The organism is Paenarthrobacter sp. AT5 (assembly GCF_032764245.1).
Classification (GTDB): Bacteria; Actinomycetota; Actinomycetes; order Actinomycetales; family Micrococcaceae; genus Arthrobacter; species Arthrobacter ureafaciens.
This window is the reverse complement of record NZ_CP136441.1, coordinates 3532769-3552841: the sequence shown is the minus strand read 5'-3', so window position 1 is coordinate 3552841 and position 20073 is coordinate 3532769. Positions and strand designations below refer to the sequence as shown.

Sequence of the window (20073 nt, the reverse complement as noted above, 5' to 3'; positions counted from 1 at the left end):
CTGTTTCCGTTCAGGGAAGCAGGGACAAAACATCCCGCAAGGGTTTTTCATGGGGTAGCGGTATGCGTTTTTCAGGGTCTCAGCCAGGCGGATTTGGAGCTAAATCCTCCGTCGCGGCAATGGTGTGTTTCGTGCTGGCCTGCCTGTTCGGTGCCTCATCCGCGGCGCAGGCGGCCCCCGCCCGGGTTCCCCTTGCCACACCTACGGTCGGCGGAGCGATCGGCCACCTTTACAACACCAGTTCCTGGGCACGCAGTGTGCTCCTTCGCCCCACATCCGCGGAGGAGTGCACGGCGTCCGGATGTATCCAGCGGTTCGCCGGGGGAGACATCGCCTGGTCGGCACGGACGGGTGCGCGCGTGGTGGTCAACGGACCCGTCAGGACTGCGTGGTGGGATAGCGCAGGCCCGGACGGTTACCACGGATACCCCACCACGGACACCGCCATCGGGTTGCGCAACGGTGGTTCCAAGCAACTGTTCGAACGCGGCGCCATCACATCCTCACCGAGCCTCGGTGCCCAGCGCACGACGGGCGCCATCCACATGGCCTGGCTCAGGACGGGCTCGGAAAACGGATACTTGGGCTACCCCGTCACGGGAGAACGTACGGGACTGCCCGACGGCGGCGTGTACCAAGCGTTCGAGCGCGGCTTCATCGTGTGGTCGCCGGGCACTGGAGCACATCCTTCCATGGGTGCCATCCGTGAGCGCTGGCGGCAGTCCGGGCTGGAGCGCGGAGAACTTGGCTACCCCACCTCCGATGAATCCCTCGGACTCCGCAACGGGGGCGCCGCGCAGCAGTACCAGCGCGGGACCATCGTGTGGTCGCCCGGCACAGGCGCCAAGGTCCTCACCGGTGCCATCAGGAACTACTGGTCTGCCACCGGAGGCCAGAACGGGGCACTGGGATACCCCGTCAGTGAGGAATACCGGCAGTCCACGTTCGTGTACCAACAGTTCCAAGGCGGAACCGTGTACTGGTCTGCGGCTACGGGCGCCCATTCCACCACCCATGGGGACATCCATAACCGCTACGTTTCCCTGGGCGGAGCGGCCGGGACCCTCGGACTGCCCTTGACTGACAAGCTTCCACGCGCCGGTGGCCTGGTCCAGCAGTTCGTCAACGGCTGGCTCGTGTGGGGTCCGGCCACCGGAGCCCGGATCGTCGGCCACCCAACATACAAAGTGTGGTCGCTAAACCCGGGTGATTTCGGCTGGCCATTGAAGGACACATGGACGGACGCGCGTGGTGCCCACGTTGCGTTCCAGAACCTCGAAACCATCTGGAATGACGCCACCGGGGAGCTGTATTCGGCTGAAGCCGTGGACGCGTCCACGGTGGTGTTCCTGGGGGACTCCCAACTGGACCTGGATTCCTGGGGTGAACAGGGTGCGCGCGCCAGGGGGTATACCCGGCAGGTGGTCCGCAGCATCGGGGGAATGGGTTACGTTTCCAGCAGCCCACTGGTGGGCGGCTCGGGGACGGATGCTTTGATCGGGGACCGGATCCTGTTGCCGCAAGGCAATCCCGGCCTGGTGGTGGTGACGCTGGGCGGTAACGACGCCAGGATTTTCGCCTCCGATGCCGCCATCCTCTCCCAGGCAAACCGTCTGTGGGACGAACTCCGCCGCAAGTACCCGCGCAGCACCATCCTGGTCAACGGGGTGCTGTCGCGTTACGACGGCAGCCACTTCCAGCGCCGATGGGTGGACGGCCTCCTGACCCGCGAAGCCGCACTGCGGGGTTGGCCGCGCGTCTCGATGGCAGGGACGGCGACCATTGCAGGCGCTGACGCCAATTACCTGGATGGCGTGCACCTGAACCAGACGGGCCACAACAAGGTGGCACCGCTATACGCCTCGGCCTTGAAGCTCGTACTGGGCAAGTAGGCCCGTTTATTCCCCGTGACGCGGGAAGCGAACAGGGGCCGGCTCCACGGGACATCGCGTGCGGGGTCGCGTACCGTGGAAGCATGGCTACAGTTGACATCACTGGAGAACAGTTCGCATCGACCATTGAGGGCAATGACATTGTCCTGGTGGATTTCTGGGCCGAATGGTGTGGCCCGTGCCGCCAGTTCGCGCCCGTCTACAAGGCGTCGTCGGACAAGCACTCCGACGTCTTCTTCGCAAAGGTGGATACCGAAGCTGAGCAGCAGCTCGCCGCCGAAGCCGGAATCACGTCCATTCCCACCCTGATGGCTTTCCGTGAGAAGGTCCTGGTGTTCTCGCAGCCGGGCGCCCTCAACGGTCCGCAGCTGGAGCAGGTCATCGAGGCCGTGAAGGGCCTGGATATGGAAGAAGTCCACGCCCACGTTGCCAAGCAGCGCGCCGCCCAGGCCGAGGAAAACTAGGCCCCACGTTCACGAACAGCGGGAAATGCATCGAGGTCGCCGGAAATTTCCGGCGACCTCGATGAATTTCAGCGAAAGTGGGGGTCAGAGGCGTTCGAGCTGGATCGGCTCGGCCAACAGCGCGCTCAGTGACTCGTTCAAATCCTGGACGGCAGTTCCCTTGGAGTGCTTGTCCAGCAGTTCCTCGGACTCCCATCGCTCAGTCAGCACGAGCTTTTCTTCAGTTGCTTCGGTCAGTTCGTAACGGATGCAGCCGGGCTCGTTGACTACCTCGTCAATCGCGATCTCAAGGGCGAGCTTCACGCGGAAAAATTCGCCTTCGTTGGGGATGAACGTGGCTTTCAGGTCGATGGGTTCACTCATGCGTCCCACCCTACCGGGAGGATGCGCTCACCTTGCGCTGTTTACGGCTCTGTTGCGGCGGGGGCTTGGAGCAGGCTTTGTACCAGTGGAAGCGACGGCTCAATGGGCGCGGTGGTCCTGGACAGTCATCCGCGGGCCGAACGTGGGCTTGCGGAAACCGCTCAGGTACAGCATGCGTACCAGCCGTTGCCTGTGACCCTGCCACGGCTCCAGGAGTTGGAGCATTCCGGCGTCATCGGTCTTGCGGCCGGTCAGGGCGTATCCGACGTAAGCCGCCAAGTGGTAGTCCCCTACGGAGATGGAATCCGGGCAGCCATGGGTACGTTGCACCACTTCGGCCGCCGTCCAGACCCCGATGCCGGGAATCGTCTGCAGTTTGGCTCCGGCTTCCGTCGCGTCCAGCCCGGCCAGGCGTTCAAGTGCGACGGCGGACTGCAGCGCCCGCATCACGGTTGCCGAACGCTGCGGGCCTACTCCCGCTTTGTGCCATTCCCACGAAGGCACGGCCAACCATTGCCGCGCAGTGGGTGGAACAAGCAGGCCTTGCGGGGCCACGCGACCGGGGGCTTTGGTTCCGTAACGGTACATCAAATACCTGTAGCCGCGTCTGGCCTCCAAGGTGGTGACCTTTTGTTCGAGGATGGTGGGCACCAGCGAGTCAACCATCCGCCCGGTGGACGGCAGGCGCACAGCCAGGTTCCGGCGTCGTGATTCAGTCACCAGCCGCGGAAGGGTGGAATGGAAAGCGGGTTCGTCGAAGGCGGACCAGTCGTCCCCGGCACCCAACAACCGGGGGACGCCGGCGATCGCTGCTTCAGCGCCCGGGCCCCAGGCCTGCGCATCGACGAATGAATCCGCGCCCAAACCCCCGGCCGAGAGCCGCAAAGTCACCGGCCCGGACGCCGTGGTGAAGGCAAGCCAGAAGCCGCTGGGGTGGACGGCGAAAGAAGGGTCTCCGTTGCCGCGCTGGAGCGGAAACAGCGTCTGGTCGAGGCGGTATGCGGCACCCGGATGCCACCTCAGCGATGCGTCCGCCGCGGCCGCGACGAGCGGCGGGGCTTCTGCAATGGTCATGTTTTCATGGTCCCACGACCCGCTGACATTTCGCTCCACGGGGCCTTACAGTCGTTGTCCGCCGAGGCTAGACTCCGTGATGTGGCGCGGGTGGGCCGCGCCCCAAATCCTCAAAAGACAAGGAGCACGGACCATGGGCGGAGTTGTGCATTTTGAGATTCCCACGGAGGACAGGGAACGGGCGAACTCGTTCTATGCAAGTGCTTTCGGCTGGAACCTGAGCCCCATGCAGGGGATGGACTACACCATCGCCCTCACTGCTGAATCAGACGAACAGACCGGGGCACCCAAGGAGTCCGGCGTCATCAACGGAGCGCTGTTTTCCCGCACCGACACCCTGAAGAGCCCCATTCTTACCATCGACGTTGATGACATCGACGCCGCGCTGGCCCACGTGGAACAGTCCGGCGGTTCCGTGGTCCAGGGCAAGGACGCCGTGCCCGGAATGGGGTACTACGCGTACTTCAAAGACACCGAGGGCAACATCCTGGGGGTCTGGCAGACAGACGCGTCGGCCGGAAGCTGAGCGCGGAGGCTTCGTGGGCGTTGCCCGGTCCGGCGGTGCAGCGGGCAGACGGTAACTTTGTACCTATGAAGTACGCCCAGTCCGTGTTGGACCTCATCGGCAATACGCCCCTCATCAAGCTCAACCACGTGGTGGAAGGCATCAAAGCCACCGTCCTGGTGAAGCTTGAATACATCAACCCGGGCGGCTCCATCAAGGACCGCATCGCCGTGAAGATGATTGAGGATGCCGAGAAGGACGGCCGGTTGAAGCCGGGCGGCACCATCGTGGAACCGACGTCCGGGAACACCGGTGTGGGCCTTGCGCTGGTAGCCCAGCAGAAGGGCTACAAATGCATCTTCGTCGTCCCGGACAAGGTGGGCGAGGACAAGCGTGCCGTCCTCCAGGCCTATGGCGCCGAGGTCGTGGTGACGCCAACCGCCGTCGCCCCTGACAGCCCGCAGAGCTACTACGGCGTGTCCGACCGCCTGGTGCGGGAGATCCCGGGCGCTTTCAAGCCCGACCAGTTCTCCAACCCGGCCGCGCCCGGCAGCCACTTCGAATCCACCGGCCCGGAGATCTGGCGGGACACCGACGGCCGCGTGACCCACGTGGTGATCGGTGCAGGAACCGGCGGCACCATCACGGGTACCGGGCGGTACCTCAAGAAGGTTTCGGCGGACCGTCCGCAGTCCGAGGGCGGCCCGGTCAGGATCATCGGCGCAGACCCGGAAGGCTCGGTCTACTCAGGCGGAACGGGCCGTCCCTACTTCGTCGAAGGCGTTGGCGAGGACATGTGGCCGGACAACTACGACCGTTCCGTCCCGGACGAGGTCATTGCCGTCTCCGACGCCGACTCGTTCGCCATGACCCGGCGCCTGGCCCGTGAGGAGGGCCTCCTTGTGGGCGGTTCCTCCGGCATGGCGGTGGTGGCGGCGCTGCAGGCAGCCAAGGACCTGGACGAATCCGCCGTCGTAGTGGTCATCCTTCCCGACTCCGGGCGCGGCTACCTGGCCAAGATCTTCAATGACCAGTGGATGCGCTCCTACGGCTTCCTGTCCGGCGGCGAAGAAGCCTCGGTGGGCGAAGTCCTCAAGTCAAAGACGGGGGAAATGCCGGACCTGGTCCACATCCACCCGAACGAGACCGTCCGCGACGTCATCAACATCATGAACGAGTTTGGTGTCTCCCATATCCCGGTCCTGTCACAGGAACCACCCGTAGTGATGGGCGAAGTGCTGGGTGCCGTGGACGAACGCAGCCTCACCAGCAAACTGTTCCGCGGCGAGGCCAAACTCACGGACAAGATCTCCGAACACATGGGCGATCGGCTGCCCGTCATCGGATCCCTCGAAACCATTTCCGCCGCGCGCGAGCTGCTGTCCGATGTCGACACCGTGATGGTGACGTTCGTCGGGGCTCCGGTGGGAATCCTCACCCGCCACGACCTCCTGGCCTACCTGAGCAACTAGCGCCGATCCCCAGCACTGTCGCCGATCCCAGCACTGACAAAGGAGCTTCCATGTCTGCCAACAACACTGCAGGTTTCAATACCCGTGCCGTCCACGCCGGGCAGGAATTCGAGCCTCGCACCGGTGCCGTGGTGCCGCCGCTGCACTTCAGCACCACCTACGCCCAGGACGGCATCGGCGGACTGCGCTCCGGTTACGAGTACGGCCGCGGCGGCAACCCCACCCGCGACGCGCTGCAGGAGCAGCTGGCCGCCCTCGAAGGCGGAACTGCCGCTTTCTCCTTCGGCTCGGGACTCGCCGCCGAAGATTCGCTGATCCGCGCCATCGCCCGTCCGGGCGACCACATCGTGCTGGGCAATGATGCCTACGGCGGGACGTACCGGCTCATCAACCGGGTGCTCGGCGACTGGGGGATCGGCAACACCCCCGTGGACATGTCGGACCTTGACGCCGTAGCCCGCGCCGTGGCCACGAACAAGACGCGCATCGTGTGGGTGGAAACGCCGTCCAACCCGATGATGAAGATCACCGACATCGCGGCGCTCGCCGAGGTAGCCCACGACGCCGGGGCCCTCCTGGTAGTGGACAACACCTTCGCGTCTCCCTACTTGCAGACGCCGCTGGCCCTGGGGGCCGACGTCGTGGTCCACTCCACCACCAAGTACATCGGTGGCCACTCCGACGTCGTCGGCGGTGCAATCGTGGTGAAGGATGCTGACCTGGCGGAGAAGATCGGTTTCATCCAGTTCGCCGTCGGTGCGGTCTCCGGGCCGATGGATGCTTTCCTGACGACACGCGGGCTCAAGACCCTTGGTGTCCGCATGGACCGCCACAGCGAGAACGGGCAGGCTGTGGCCGAGTGGTTGCTGCAGCGTCCCGAGGTTGAGGCTGTGCTGTACCCGGGGCTCCCGGACCACCCGGGCCATGACCTCGCAGCCAAGCAGATGAAGAAGTTCGGCGGCATGGTGTCCGTGCAGTTCAAGGGCGGTGAGGCAGCTGCGCGCAAGGTGGCTGAATCAACGTCCGTCTTCACGCTGGCCGAATCCCTGGGCGGCATCGAGTCCCTCATGAACTACCCGTCGGAAATGACGCACGCCTCAGTGAAGGGCACGGAACTGGCAGTACCGGTGAACCTCCTGCGTCTGTCCTGCGGCATCGAGGATGCCGAGGACCTGATTGCCGACCTTGAACAAGCCTTCGCCAAGATCAGCAACGGCTAGGGTCGTGTCGGCAACAACAAAACCCGTGGTCTCCTCAACGCGGCGCGGATGGATCCTCACCAGCGCAGCCGCTTGCACGCTTGCCGTCGCCATATGGTTCCTCTACACCGATTACGAGCCGTTCCTGAATGACTTCGAGGTCTATTACTACGGCGGTGGCAAGGTCCTTGAGGGCGGAGATCTCTACGCAGTCCGCGACGGCCTGCCGTTCACCTATCCGCCGTTCGCCGCGCTGTTATTCACGGGTTTGGCCGCTTTGGGCTTCTTCGGTGGCAGCCTCGTCTTCATCCTCGCGGCGTTGCTGGGGGCGGCTATTGTGGCAGCATGGCTGGCCCGGCACTACTTCTTCGGCCTCACTTCATGGCGGGTGGCGTTCGCGGACTACCGGTTCCGGACCACTGCGTTGCTGGGAACTGGAGCCATCCTGCTGCTGGGTCCATGGCGAGACACTTTCGTCTTCGGACAGATCAACATCGTCCTGATGGGAGTCATCCTTACCGACTTCGCCTTGCACGGAAAAGCCCGGGCAGGTTTGATCCGGTGGCCAGCCGGCTTGTTGATCGGCATGGCTGCGGGCGTGAAGCTCACGCCCCTGGCGTTCGGGCTCTACTTCCTGGTGCGGAGGGATTTCAAGGCGCTGGCCTGGATGGCGGCCGGGTTCTTCGGCTCGATTGCCTTCGCGTGGGCCATCCTGCCGCAGGCGTCAGTGGCCTTCTGGACCAAGATCCTGCCTGACACCGGGCGGATCGGGGGACCGGGTTATGTGGACAACCTCTCCTTGAAAGGGCTCCTCCTTCACTTCGGCATGCCGGACTCGTCCATGACCAGCCTTGTGTGGCTGGCGCTCTCCCTGGCACTGACCGTCCTCGCCGCCTTGATCATCAAGTGGGCAGTGGCCGTGGAGGAGAACTTCATTGCCGTCTCCACCACCGCCATCCTCATGCTCCTGATCAGCCCTGTTTCCTGGTCGCACCACTGGGTTTGGGTTGCCGTGGCGCTGCCGAGCATGGCCTTCGCCATGCACAGGGTCCCGTCAAGGAGTGGTCGCATGAGGATCGCCGGCTGGGTCATTGTGGTCTTCTCGACTATCGCCTTCTACATGACGCCCAAGAACCTGGCGGTCTGGGCCGGCGCTGCCGAATGGGGCAAGGATCCGCAAACGCAATGGCAGCTGATGGTCTCCAGCCTCGGCGTGGCCTGCGGGATCGCGATGCTGGTCTACTGGGCTTTCGCCTACCATCCTGCCCGGGCTGGACTGAGGAACGCGGCTGCTCCCGCCGTCGGAAAGCAATAGCCTAGCTTTCTTTAGAAAAGTCAGCTACATTTCTGCTCATGCCATTGCGTTCTGACTGGTCTGCCCGGTCCTGTAGCCTTGCCCGCGGCCTCGATGTGCTCGGCGATCCTTGGGGAAGCCTCGTCCTGCGCGAGGTCTTCTTCGGAAACGGCCGGTACGACGCCATCAAGAAACGCCTCGAAGTAGCGGACAACGTCCTCAGCAAGCGGCTGGCCTCGTTCGTGGAGGCCGGCATCCTTGCCCAGCGCCCCTACAAGGACGGCAACCGGACCAGGCAGGAATACGTCCTCACGCCCAAAGGCGAGGACACCCTTCCGGTCCTGAACGCGATCATCATCTGGGCCGAGAAGCATATGCATGCCCCGGACGAGGTCTCGCACATGCGCGTCATCCACACCGGCTGCGGCAAACCGACCTCCTCAGCCGACACGTGCACCCAGTGCGGCGCCCGCCTCACAGCCGCCAGTACCAGCTGGCACAGCCTCAAGCGCAGCGACGGCCCGGTATCCCTCGCCGTCGCCCCCGACAACGCGCATGTGGCCCCTGAAGACGTGAAAGAGATCCGAGCATGACCGCTCCCGACACGACCAAGACCGTTCCCACCGGCAGACGCCGCCGCCTGCACCCCGCGTGGATCGTCGCTGCGGTTGCGTTCCTAGCCTTGGTGGGGGCGGCGGGCTTCCGGGCTGCGCCCGGGGTGCTGATGGTGCCGCTGCAGCAGGAGTTCGGCTGGTCCACCACGGTCCTGTCCTTGGCCGTGAGCATCAACCTGGTGCTCTTTGGCCTGACCGCGCCCTTCGCAGCCGCGCTCATGGAACGCTTCGGAATCCGCAAAGTCACGGCGATCGCGCTGTGCCTCATTGGATTGGGCTCGGCGCTGACGGTCTGCGTGAACCAGTCCTGGCAGATCCTCCTCACCTGGGGCCTGCTGATCGGCCTGGGCACGGGATCCATGGCGCTCGTCTTTGCCGCCACCATCGCCAATACGTGGTTTGCCAGGAGCCGGGGCCTGGTGATCGGCATCCTGACTGCGGGCAGTGCCGCCGGGCAGTTGGTCTTCCTGCCCTTCATTGCCTTGCTGGCGCAGGACCCCGGGTGGCGCGGGGCCTCGCTGCTGATTGCCGCAGGTGCGCTGGCGGTGGTGCCGCTGGTACTGCGGTGGCTGCGGAACTCACCCGCCGACGTCGGGGTGTTGCCTTACGGGGCTGAGCAAGAGTCCGCAGAAAGTACGACGCCGGTCCCCGCCCCCGCGGCGAGCGCTGCGGTCCCGGTGGACTCGCCGAATGCTGCCGTCCGTGCGCTCCAGGTCCTCAAGCGGGCCAGCAAAGTCCGCACGTTCTGGGCGTTGGCTGCCGGCTTCGCCATCTGCGGAGCAACCACCAACGGTTTGATTGGAACGCACTTCATTCCGTCAGCGCACGACCACGGGATGCCCGAGACCACAGCGGCAGGCCTGTTGGCCGTCGTCGGAATCTTCGACATCGTGGGAACCATCGCGTCGGGGTGGCTGACCGACCGTTTCAACCCGCGGGTCCTGTTGGCCGTCTACTACCAGTTCCGTGGAATCGGGCTGCTGGTGCTGCCGCTCCTGCTGGGCTCAACGGTGGAGCCGAGCATGATCATCTTCGTGGTGGTCTACGGCCTTGACTGGGTGGCCACCGTGCCCCCGACGGCGGCCATCTGCCGGCAGGTGTTCGGGGCAGACGGTTCCGTGGTGTTCGGTTGGGTGTTCGCCGCGCACCAACTGGGCGCAGCAGTGGCGGCCTTGCTGGCCGGCTACATCCGGGACGCCACCGGGCACTACAACTACGCCTGGCTGGGGGCGGCCGCGATGTGCACGGTGGCAGCGGTGATCAGCGCGACGATCCGGAAGGATGCTGCGCGGAAGGAACCCGCGGCTGTTTGACCGGGCTGCGGGGCCGCCCTGCGTTCTTCAAAGAACGCAGGGCGGCCCCCGCAATGCCTAGCGGGACGCCTCCGAGATGCGGAAGACCAGCGTCCTCGCCTCCGGCCGCAGCATGAAATCGGGCCACACATCAGGTCCGCAGGCCCGCGAGCCGAGCCCGTGCTGGGCGGCGTCCAGATAGAGGTAGCTTTCCTCGCCGGGCGCCAGCTCGTGGGGGTGGGCGGCTGCCGAGACCTGCTGGGCCGTGTGCCGGGACAAGGTGAAGCCCGGCAGGCGGCCGCGTGAATCGGCTACTGCTTCAAGCTCCAGCCACGGGGAGCCGGACTGCTGCAGCTCCAGGCGCCGGACCGCAGAGCGATGGCCTGTTTCCTGCGGCTTGGCGTAGGCGACGGACAACTCCCCGATGCCCGCACGGTAACTTCCCACCAAGGCCGAATGGAGGCTGTCAGGGTAGGACTCCCGTGGTCCTGCCCCGAACCAGGCGGCACCGTCAACGGTTCCGGGCAGATCGAACCGGACTCCCACCCTGGGCCACACCAGATCCCACCCCGAACTTGGCTCGATGTCCAGGCGCAGCCAGAGACCGTCGTCCGCCAGTTGCCACTCTTCGGCAACGGACACCCAGTGGGCACTATTGGCCGCGGCATACTTGGTCCGGACCTGGACGCGGGCCTTGCCCGCTGCTGCAGACTCAACCCTGCCTACCAGTCGGTCCAGGCCCTCCGCACGCCACATGGCCTCCATCGAAGGGGCCGGGACGCCGTTGCCGTTGTTGGACCATGGGTCTGCGAGGTCGTAGCTTCCGCGGCCCGCTCCGGCGTCGTTGTCCGTCGGTGCGCGCCACAGCTCAAGGCGGGGTCCCGAGACCGCCAGCCCGGCCAGTTCAACCAGGCTGCCATGGTCAAAGCGGGCAGGCCCCACGGAGAAGCTGCCGGCCATGGCGGCCGCGGAGAGGGAAGCAGCCGGAAGGGGCCGCGGCGTGGACGGACGTTTGAACGTGCCGCCGAGTTCCACCTGTGCAGCCGAGATGACGTGCCCGGCCTCGGCCCATTCGGTGTCCTTGCGCAGTACCACCTCGGCCGTGAACCACTGTTCTCCCTCGTCCGCGGAGATAGGTTCCGGAAGATCAAAGCGTGCTGATTCGCCCGGTGCCAGCGGGGTGCCCGTGGCGGAAACAACGTCGAACTCGCCCGAGGAGGTCAGCTTGCCGTCCGTCTCACACCGCCATCGGATGACGACGTCGGACGCGTCAGCCGAGTGCCGCACATTGGCGAGCGTCAGAACCCGGCCAGGGCCGCCGTCGTGCTTTTCCGGGGAGAAGCCCAAACGGAGGGGAGCCACAATCTGCTTGTACTCGAAGAGCCCCGGGCTGGGCGTGGAATCGGACAGGACCATTCCGTCCATCACGAAGTTGCCGTCGTGGACCACCTCGCCGAAATCGCCGCCGTAGGCGAAAAACTCCGTTCCGTCGGCTGCCCGGGTGCGGATTCCATGATCCCGCCACTCCCAGACGAAGCCGCCGTGCAAACGCGGATACCGGTCCACCAGGTCCTCGTACTGGTCGATCGCGCCGGGGCCGTTGCCCATGGCGTGGACGTATTCGCACAGGATGAAAGGCTTGGTGCGCTGGCCGGCGGACTCGGCGGCGGAACATCCCAGCAACAGGGACCCGGCGTCGTCCCGGCCAATGGATTCGGTCTCCGGAACGGATGAGTACATCCGCGAGTAGACGTCCGTGTAAGCGCCGGTGTAGTCACCCTCATAGTGGACCGGCCGGCTGGTGTCCCGGGCATGGGTCCACGCGGACATGGCTGCGAGGTTGGAGCCGGTGCCGGACTCGTTCCCCAAGGACCACATGATGATCGAGGCGTGGTTCTTGTCCCGCTCAACCGTGCGCTCCATCCTGTCCACAAGGGCTTCGCGCCACGCGGGATCGTCACTGGGATTACCTGCCCAGCCCTGCGCTTCAAAGCCGTGCGTTTCAAGATCACACTCCAGGACCACCCAAAAACCCAACTCATCCGCAAGATCCAGGAGGCGCGGATGGGGCGGGTAGTGGCTGGTACGGATGGCGTTGACGTTGAACCGCTTCATCATGGCCAGGTCCTCGCGGGCGAACGCCTCATCGAACACCCGGCCCCTGTCCGGATGGGTCTCGTGGCGGTTCACCCCGTGGAACACCACCCGGCGGCCGTTGACCAGGAAGCGGTCGCCGCGGATCTCCACCGTACGGAAACCCAAACGAAGGGAAACCGTCTCCGCCCCGCTGCTGACGGTGGCCGAATAGAGCCGCGGCACCTCTGCCGACCAGGGTTCGACGGCGGCGATCACCAGCGGGGCGACGTCGGCCGGGGAGTCCCACAGGACATCGACGTCCAGCTCAGGCACGCTCAGTCGGATCGGGAAAGCCTCACTGGCAGCGACGATTTCCGGGTCGATTGTTCCCCCGCTGTCCGCCCGGTAACCGGTGCGGAGCCAGACGTCGTCGATGCCGCCGTGGGGCCTCGCCTGCAGTGTGACATCCCGGAAAATGCCCGGCATCCACCATTGGTCCTGGTCCTCCACGTAGCTTGCTGCCGACCACTGGTGGACCCGGACGGCGATCAGGTTGGTCCCCGCGCGCACCGCCTCGGTGACGTCGAATTCCTGCGCAAGCCGGCTTCCGGTGCCTACACCGATCTCCGTCCCGTTCATCCACACTTTGTAGCGGGACTCGACGCCATCGAAGCGAAGGATAATGCTTTGGGCATCGTTCCAGTCCTCGGGGATCTCAAAGGACCTCCGGTAGTCGCCTGTGGGATTCGCATCAGGAACGAACGGCGGATCGATGGGGAAGGGGAACTGCACGTTCGTGTAGATGGGCCGTCCGTACCGGCCATCGCCTTCCAGGACCCAGTGCGCGGGAACCGCGATCTTGTCCCACGTTGAATCGTCCAGCTCTTCGGCTGCTACGCCTTCCTGGTCCTCGCCCTGCGGAAGGACGCCCCTGCCGCCCGGGGTACCCGGAGCCCCGGGCAGAAGGCGGAAACGCCACTGCCCGTTTAGTGGCAATGTTGGTGCGTCGGTATGCAGCCACGAGCGGGCCGGCACTCGACGACCGGATCCGGGGCCGGTATCCGTGACGTAGCCGGCTACTGGGGAATGGGTCATTACTTGACGGCTCCTTCTGTCAGCCCGCCGCGCCAGAAGCGCTGCAGGACAACCATTGCGATGCTGAGCGGGATGATGGACAGCAGCACCCCGCCGGTGGTCAGTTCGTAGAATTCGGGCAGGCGGTCCACCTGGCTGAGCCAGTTGTTCAGGCCGAGCGTGATGGGATACAGCTCGGAATCGGACAACATGACCAGTGGCAGGAAGTAGTTGTTCCAGATGCCTACCAGCTGGAACAGGAAGACAGTGACCAAAGCCGGAGTCAGTACTTTGAGGCCGATCGTATGGAAGATCCGCAGCTCACCTGCCCCATCGATCCTGGCCGCCTCGATCAGTGCCGTGTCCACGGTGGCTTCGGCGTAGATCCGGCACAGGAAAAGGCCAAACGGTGAGACCAGGGAGGGCAGCAGGACACTCCAGTACGTGTTGGCCAGGCCCATTTGGCTGAAGAGCAGGAACAGCGGCAGGGCAGTCGCCGTTCCGGGTACCAGGACTCCGCCAAGGATGGTGCCGAACACCAGGTTCCGCCCGCGGAATTGGTACTTGGCCAGGGCGTAGCCGCCCGCCGCGGCGAAGTAGGTGGCCAGGAGCGCGCCCACTCCGGCGTAGATGGCCGAGTTCAGGAACCACCGGCCAAAGATTCCGCCGTCATAGCTGAGGACTTTGAAGAGGTTTTCGGTCAGCGCGAAGGTGGGGGCGAACCAGAATCCGTTGGTGGAGAAGAGGTCTGCGGTGGACTTGGTGGACGCTACGAACACCCAGTACACGGGGATCAGGAAGTACAGGGCGGCCACTACCAGGATCGCCGTGACGATGATGGTGGAGGAACGACGGCGGCCTGCCGTGCGGTCTGTGCCGGTCGCCGGCTGCTTGGCCGCCTGCCGTGGCGGTGCCGACGGTGTTTTGCTGGTGGTTGCTGTGGTCATGAGGACTTCCTGTTCGTGAATGCGAGGAAGGCGAAGGACAAGGTAAAGGCCGCGACTGCGATGATGACGGACTGCGCTGCGGCGACGTTGTAGTCGTTGTAGGCGAACGCGGTGGTGTAGGCGCTCAAGTTGGGTGTGTATTGGCTGTCAATTGCCGGCGCGACTGTTTTCAGGACCTGGGCCTCGGCGAACAGCTGGAGGGTACCGATGATGGAGAAAACGGTGGTCAGGACCAGTGCGGGGCGGATCAGGGGAAGCTGGATGCTCCGCGCGACCCGCCAACTGGAAGCACCGTCCACTTTTGCCGCCTCGTAGAGCTCACCGGGGATCGCCTTCAATTGGGCCACGATGATCAGCATGTTGTACCCGGTGTAGCTCCAGGTGACGATGTTTGCGATGGACCACAGGACGCTGTTGGCACCGAGGAAATCCGGGGTTATGCCAACGAGCTTTGCGGCATCGAGCAGGGGGCTGAGTCCCGGGACGTAGAGGAAGGACCAGAGGATGGTGGCAATGACGCCGGGAACGCCATAGGGCAGGAAGTAGGCCGCGCGGAAGAAACCGGGCCAGCGGGCTGACGCGGATTCGAGCAGCAAAGCCAGGAAGGTGCAGAGGACGATCATCACCGGCACCTGGACGACGCCGAAGAGCAGCATGCGGCCAATTGAGGCTATGAAAGCGCCATCGCCCAATGCCAGGGCATAGTTCGAGAACCCTGCGAACCCGCTGGTGACACCGGCTTCGCCGAAGAGGCCGCTGCGGGTGACCTTGGTAAAGCTTGAGCCGATGGCGGCCAGGATGGGCAGTACGAAAGTCAGGGCAAAGAGAGCCAGGAAGGGAGCCAGGAGGAGCCAAGGTGCCCTGGCCGCCGCGCCGTTCCGACCGTTCCGGGACCTGTCTGTCCCTCTGCGTTCGGCTGTGGGGGCAGTACGGGTGGTCGTCATGCCGCTTCCTTCCGGATGGTGAGGCCTTTGTTCTTGAAGACCGTGATGATCTGCTGTTCGGCGGCAACTACTGAATCCACCAGGCTGGTTCCGAACGCCTTCTCGCGGAATCCGTCGCTGAGGATGTTGAAGGACTGCTGGGTGACCGGCCACCAGGACCATTCGGTGTTCTGCTGCCGGGTGGCCGGTACGAAGACTTCCTCGTTGTACCGCTGGCCGCCGAAGAAGGCCGAAGGCTTTTGTCGATCAGTTCCGATGAACTCCGGGTTCGGTGACCACCCGATGCCGCTGTTCTTGATCTCTGCGTCGATTCCTTCTTTGGACGTGGTGAGCCATACCGCGAATTCAAGGGCTTCGTTGGGGTGCTTGCTGTTGGCCAGGACTGCCGCCGTGGAACCCCCGAGGTAGCTCGACCCGTATCCGTCGCCGCCCCATGTGGGCATGGGGGCCACCCGCCATTTTCCGGACGCTCCGCTGACCCCCTCAATGAGGGCGTCTCCCCAGCTTCCGGTGACTGTGGAGGCGATGTTTCCTTTGGCTGCCGCGGCAAACCATGCCGGCGAAAAGGCGCCGTAGGCCGTGTTGACGATGTCGTCGTCGATGGCCCTGTCGAAAAAGCGGGCAGTGTTGAGGGTGGCCTCATCGGTCATGTTGATGACCCAGCCGTCTGTTTCCGGCCGCAGCCAGACGGCCCCGGCCTGTGCTGCATAGGAAGCGAACGGTGAGGCGTCGCTGATCGGGAAGCAGTCAATGTAGACATCCTTGGCCCGGAGCTCCTTGCCGATCCCTGCCCAGTCGTCCCAGCTTCTTGGCAGGGCCCCGCCGGCGGCTTCCAGCACAGCAGGCTGGTAGAACAAGGCCATGGGGCCGGAGTCCTGGGGAATGCCGTAGACGCCGCCGGCATAGCTGACCTGGTTCCAGAGGGTCTTGTCGTAAAGATGCGCGTGGTCCTGCGCGCCATAGCGGGACAGATCCACGAGTCCGTTCACCAGGAGGAACTCAGGAATGGACCGCAGTTCCACCTGCGCCAAGTCGGGGCCGCCGCCTGCGGCAAGCGCTGAGTACAGCTTTTGGTATCCACCCGAGTTTCCGCCGGGAATCCAGACCACCTCCACCTGTATCCCGCGGTTCTGCGCATTCCAAATGTCCGCGACCTTCTGAAAGTCCTTGAGCCAGGCCCAGTAGGTGAGCTTCACCGGTCCGTTCGCGGGCGGGATGGTGGCCGCTGAGTTGACGGACTGTGTGCCGGGGGTAGCGCAGCCTGCCATCAGCCCCATGGCGGCAGCCCCGAGGCCGGTGCCCAGCAGTTGTCTTCGCGTGAGAAGGGTCATGTGCCTTCACCTCTTTGTGTCGGTTCCTGAGGCCGTTGAGCGTTCAAGGAAGCTCATCCGACGGCCGAGTGTGACCACGCTAACACAAATTTCGAGTATGTACTCGAAATTCAAAAGGCATGACTTTGCCGCTGTACACTGGCTAGCCATGACCACCAAGGACGGCAACCGTGCGGGACGACGCGGCCCCTATGCCAAATCGGAAGCGCGGCGGCGCGCAATTCTGGATGCTGCCCACGCGGTTTTTGCCTCCCGCGGTTACCGGGGAGGGTCGCTGCAGGACGTCGCAGACCAAGCGGGGATGAGCCAGACCAGTTTGCTGCACTATTTCCCGTCGAAGAGCGACCTGCTCATGGCGGTGTTGGCCCGCCGCGACGAGATTACGGAGAAAGCCAACCCGGCGGACATGGCCGAAGGCCTCGCCGAAGTGGTCTTCAGGACCGCCAAGTACAACGAGGACATTCCGGGGGTCATCGAGCTCTATACGGTGCTGTGCGCAGAGTCCCTGACAGAAGGCCACCCGGGCCGGGAGTACTTCGCTGACCGTTTTGACCGGCTTCGGCAAAGCTATGCGAGGCGGTTTACGGAACTCCAGTCCGAAGGGAAGCTGCGGCCCGGCGTCGATCCGCAGCAGGCAGCCACGTCACTGGTAGGCCTCTGGGATGGCCTGCAAACGCAGTGGTTGCTGGCTCCGGACGAGGTTGACGTGGCCGGGAGCCTCCGCGGCTTCTTCGACCTGGTGACGCTGTCATAGGGAGCGCCTGAAGCGCCCGCCGAAGTCAGGAAACAGGGGTGCCCGGGGTTACTCCCCGCGGACAATCCCCATATCTGCGTGCTCCTTGGTGAAATAGGCGCGTGTGGAGGGAGCGAAGCGGCACACCACAGCCAGGACCACTCCGAGGGCCAACAGCAACACCCCGCTCACAAACGCGCCGCCAATGCCGAAGATCTGCGTGTCCCCGTAGGCCGGATCCCACATCTGGACGGCGGAGACGAAGAACGCAACCGTCAGCGTTACGCCGCCAAGGAACGGGAAGATCCCGCGGAACCAGAGGTTGCGGGCCGAGTCCCGCAAGGTGGCGCGGAAGAACCACACGCAGGCGAACCCGGTCAGGGCGTAGTAGAAAGCGATGAAAAGGCTGATGGCACTGATGGAGTCGGCCAGCAGGTCTTCGCTCAGGAAACTCATGGCCACGTAGTAGGCCGCGGCCGCGATTCCCATGACCAAGGTGGAGAAGCCGGGGGTCTGGAAGCGTTCATGCACTTTGCCGAACCGGGCGGGGAGGGCGCCGTGGACACCCATGGACAGCGTTCCGCGGGCCGTGGGAAGGATGGTGGTCTGCGTTGAAGAAAGAACCGACGCAAGGACGGCCAGCACGATCAGCCAACCCCACGGCCCCAGCACAACGTCCTTCATGGCCAGGAAAACGTCATCCTGGTTGGCCTCGTTGCCCAGTCCGATGCCGTCCGTGCCGATGGTCGCGTACATCATCACCAGCAGCGCCACGGAGACGTAGATGGCCATCAGGACCAGGGCCGAGATCACTGCACCGCGCCCGGGAGTCTTGGTCGGATTCTCCGTTTCCTCATTCAAAGCCAGGCACGTATCCCAGCCCCAGTAGATGAACAGGGCCAGCAGGACGCCGTGGACCACGGCACCGGGATCATTGAACGCGCCAACCGGGTTGAACCACTCGAAGGTGAATGCCTGGCCTTCCGGCGCTCCGCCGGCCACCCGGACGATGATCGCCACCGCGAAAATGCCCAGCGAAATGTACTGGATGTAGGTCAGGGTCCTTTGCACGTGCTCGCCGAGGCGGATGCCGCGGTGGTTCACGAACGTCATGAAGGCGATGAAAAGAACCCCCGTGGCGGTTACCAGCCATTTGTTGCCGGCCAGGGAACCGTCGCCCACCAACATCCAAAGGTAGGACCCCGCTACTTGGGCAAGGTTGGCCAGGACAACGACGCCGGCCAAGGCAACGCCCCAGCCGCCCAGCCATCCGGCCCACGGACCAAATGCCTTTCGCGCCCAAATGAAGGTGGTGCCGCAGTCGGGCAACGCACTGTTCAGCTCGCGGAAGGCATAGGCGATGAACAGGACAGGGATGAATCCCAGGACCAGGATCAGCGGGGTGTAGTTACCGTTGACGGCGACGATCAGGCCCAGGGTCGCGGCCAGCGAATAGACGGGCGCTGTGGAGGCCAGGCCCAGCATGACGGAGTCGCCCAGGTCCAGGATTCCTGCCCGCAGGCCTTTGGACGGGACGACGGCGGTGCCGTTGCCGCCCGTGCTGCCACCCGGCGTCGAGGTTTCTGTGCTCATAGTACGGCTCCATAAGGGGAAGTCGGAGGGGCGCCCTGGGGTGCGGGTGCGTCGATGGTGTTGGGGACAAAACGGCAGAAGTAGTCCGTGATGGGTCCGTCCGATTCACGGATACCGCAGCCCACGGACTCGCCATCCACTACCCAAAGACCCAGCACTGGATGGTTTCCGTCGAAGTCAGGGAGTTGGTGGTACTGCTGGTAGCACCAGCCCTCGCGTCCGTAACCGCCGTCCTGCGCAATGTCGATGCCGGGCGCGTGGATCTTGATGTTGTCGCCTTCGCGGCCGTGCAGGGGCTTTGCCACCCACTCCTTGAGTGGACCGGGATCGCCCAGGTAGGCCGGAAGGAGGTTCTCGTGACCGGGGTAGAGATGCCACAGGGCCGCCAGAAGGGCCTTGTTGGAGAGCAGCATCTTCCAGGCCGGCTCGATCCACCGCGGGTTGTGGGCGCGGGTCAGCAGGCGATGCCCGAAGGGTTCCTTCATCATCAGTTCCCACGGATACAACTTGAAGATGGTGCTGATCATGAAGTTGTCCAGGTCCACGAAGCGGTTGAGGTTCGGGTCCCAGCCAATGTCCGACATATTGATGCCGATGGTGGTCCACCCGCCCTGGCTCGCCACGTCCCGCATGTAGGCCGCAGTCATCCAGTCCTCGCCGGACTCTTCTGCCTCTGAATGGGCCACGTGCAGGGTGCTCATTCCCGTGCGGAACTGCAGCTTCTGCCACTGCCGGATGAGTGCCTCATGGATTCCGTTCCACTGGTCCTTGTCCGGGAAGGCGTCCTGCAGCCAGAACCACTGCGCCACTGATGCTTCGATCAGGCCGGTAGGAGTGTCTGCGTTGTACTCCAGCATCTTGGCCGGGCCGCCCTGGCCGTCATAGATGAAATCGAAGCGGCCGTAGATGTCCATGTCTCCGGCTTGGAGTGATTCGGCCGCAAGCTCCAACGCCTGCATCCCGATTCCGATGTCTCCCATCGCGCCCGTGGCCAGGTACTTCGCAGCCTCCAGGCACATGGCGTGCATGTCCTCGGCCGTCTTCTCGAGGGTTTCCACCTCGTCCATGGTGAATTCGTAGTAGGCCGATTCGTTCCAGTATTCGATCTTCCGGCCATCGGGCATGGTGGTGGTGGAAAAGACCAGGCCCTGCTCTTCGATCTTGTTCTTCCAGCCGGGCCGGGGTGTTGAGGGCAACCGCCGCACG

At 64.3% G+C, this 20073-nt stretch carries 17 protein-coding genes; 9 read left to right on the top strand and 8 right to left on the bottom strand.

What is annotated here, in order from left to right:
- Nucleotides 1–119: 119 nt before the first annotated feature.
- Both RI444_RS16465 and RI444_RS16460 read left to right on the top strand, forming a co-directional pair.
- Complete coding sequence (locus tag RI444_RS16465) at nt 120–1892, top strand: GDSL-type esterase/lipase family protein (RefSeq protein ID WP_278610944.1); 1773 nt, start codon at nt 120–122, stop codon at nt 1890–1892.
- An 83-nt stretch (nt 1893–1975) separates the two neighbouring features.
- Nucleotides 1976–2356, top strand: a complete 381-nt coding sequence (locus tag RI444_RS16460) for a thioredoxin family protein (RefSeq protein ID WP_021472329.1) — start codon at nt 1976–1978, stop codon at nt 2354–2356.
- Nucleotides 2357–2440: 84 nt separating this feature from the next.
- Here RI444_RS16460 and RI444_RS16455 read toward each other — a convergent pair whose 3' ends face one another.
- Both RI444_RS16455 and RI444_RS16450 read right to left on the bottom strand, forming a co-directional pair.
- Complete coding sequence (locus RI444_RS16455) at nt 2441–2719, bottom strand: putative quinol monooxygenase (RefSeq protein WP_021472330.1); 279 nt, start codon at nt 2717–2719, stop codon at nt 2441–2443.
- Between the two features lie 99 nt (nt 2720–2818).
- Entirely contained in the window at nt 2819–3793 is a 975-nt protein-coding gene (locus RI444_RS16450) for a DNA-3-methyladenine glycosylase family protein (protein WP_069695808.1), read from the bottom strand.
- Between the two features lie 133 nt (nt 3794–3926).
- Here RI444_RS16450 and RI444_RS16445 point away from each other — a divergent pair, with 133 nt between their 5' ends.
- From RI444_RS16445 to RI444_RS16420, 6 genes are all read left to right on the top strand, one after another.
- The gene (locus tag RI444_RS16445) at nt 3927–4319 is read left to right on the top strand and encodes a VOC family protein (RefSeq protein ID WP_021472332.1); all 393 of its coding nucleotides are present in this window, start codon (nt 3927–3929) and stop codon (nt 4317–4319) included.
- Nucleotides 4320–4384: 65 nt separating this feature from the next.
- Nucleotides 4385–5770 (top strand): cystathionine beta-synthase, encoded by a 1386-nt coding sequence (locus RI444_RS16440; RefSeq protein ID WP_069695807.1) that lies wholly within the window; start codon nt 4385–4387, stop codon nt 5768–5770.
- A gap of 50 nt (nt 5771–5820) precedes the next feature.
- Nucleotides 5821–6990 carry a cystathionine gamma-synthase gene (locus RI444_RS16435; protein ID WP_069695806.1) on the top strand — a complete coding sequence of 390 codons (1170 nt, stop codon included), beginning with the start codon at nt 5821–5823 and terminating at the stop codon, nt 6988–6990.
- A gap of 4 nt (nt 6991–6994) precedes the next feature.
- Entirely contained in the window at nt 6995–8284 is a 1290-nt protein-coding gene (locus tag RI444_RS16430) for a glycosyltransferase 87 family protein (protein ID WP_207605678.1), read from the top strand.
- Between the two features lie 38 nt (nt 8285–8322).
- A complete protein-coding gene (locus RI444_RS16425; protein ID WP_207605679.1) occupies nt 8323–8856 on the top strand; it encodes a winged helix-turn-helix transcriptional regulator in 534 nt (177 codons plus the stop codon).
- The gene (locus RI444_RS16420; protein ID WP_207605680.1) at nt 8853–10190 is read left to right on the top strand and encodes an MFS transporter; all 1338 of its coding nucleotides are present in this window, start codon (nt 8853–8855) and stop codon (nt 10188–10190) included. The genes RI444_RS16425 and RI444_RS16420 overlap by 4 nt, the downstream gene beginning before the upstream one ends.
- A gap of 57 nt (nt 10191–10247) precedes the next feature.
- Here RI444_RS16420 and RI444_RS16415 read toward each other — a convergent pair whose 3' ends face one another.
- Genes RI444_RS16415 through RI444_RS16400 form a run of 4 tightly spaced genes read right to left on the bottom strand, consistent with a single transcriptional unit; the run spans nt 10248 to nt 16541 of the window.
- Complete coding sequence (locus tag RI444_RS16415; RefSeq protein WP_207605681.1) at nt 10248–13340, bottom strand: glycoside hydrolase family 2 TIM barrel-domain containing protein; 3093 nt, start codon at nt 13338–13340, stop codon at nt 10248–10250.
- A complete protein-coding gene (locus tag RI444_RS16410; RefSeq protein ID WP_021472339.1) occupies nt 13340–14266 on the bottom strand; it encodes a carbohydrate ABC transporter permease in 927 nt (308 codons plus the stop codon). Before RI444_RS16410 ends, RI444_RS16415 begins: the two co-directional genes overlap by 1 nt.
- Complete coding sequence (locus RI444_RS16405) at nt 14263–15210, bottom strand: carbohydrate ABC transporter permease (RefSeq protein WP_207605682.1); 948 nt, start codon at nt 15208–15210, stop codon at nt 14263–14265. The genes RI444_RS16410 and RI444_RS16405 overlap by 4 nt, the downstream gene beginning before the upstream one ends.
- Nucleotides 15207–16541: an extracellular solute-binding protein gene (locus RI444_RS16400; RefSeq protein ID WP_207605683.1), complete on the bottom strand. Its 1335-nt coding sequence runs from the start codon at nt 16539–16541 to the stop codon at nt 15207–15209. The genes RI444_RS16405 and RI444_RS16400 overlap by 4 nt, the downstream gene beginning before the upstream one ends.
- 148 nt (nt 16542–16689) lie before the next feature.
- On the opposite strand from RI444_RS16400, the gene RI444_RS16395 reads away from it, so the two are divergent.
- Complete coding sequence (locus RI444_RS16395; protein WP_207605684.1) at nt 16690–17295, top strand: TetR/AcrR family transcriptional regulator; 606 nt, start codon at nt 16690–16692, stop codon at nt 17293–17295.
- 48 nt (nt 17296–17343) lie between these two features.
- Here the strand turns inward: RI444_RS16395 and RI444_RS16390 are convergent, their stop codons facing one another.
- Together RI444_RS16390 and RI444_RS16385 are read right to left on the bottom strand one after the other, a co-directional pair.
- Complete coding sequence (locus RI444_RS16390) at nt 17344–18867, bottom strand: APC family permease (protein ID WP_021472343.1); 1524 nt, start codon at nt 18865–18867, stop codon at nt 17344–17346.
- Nucleotides 18864–20072, bottom strand: coding sequence for a glutathionylspermidine synthase family protein (locus RI444_RS16385; RefSeq protein WP_201433528.1), 1209 nt, complete (start codon nt 20070–20072; stop codon nt 18864–18866). Before RI444_RS16385 ends, RI444_RS16390 begins: the two co-directional genes overlap by 4 nt.
- Nucleotide 20073 lies beyond the last annotated feature (1 nt).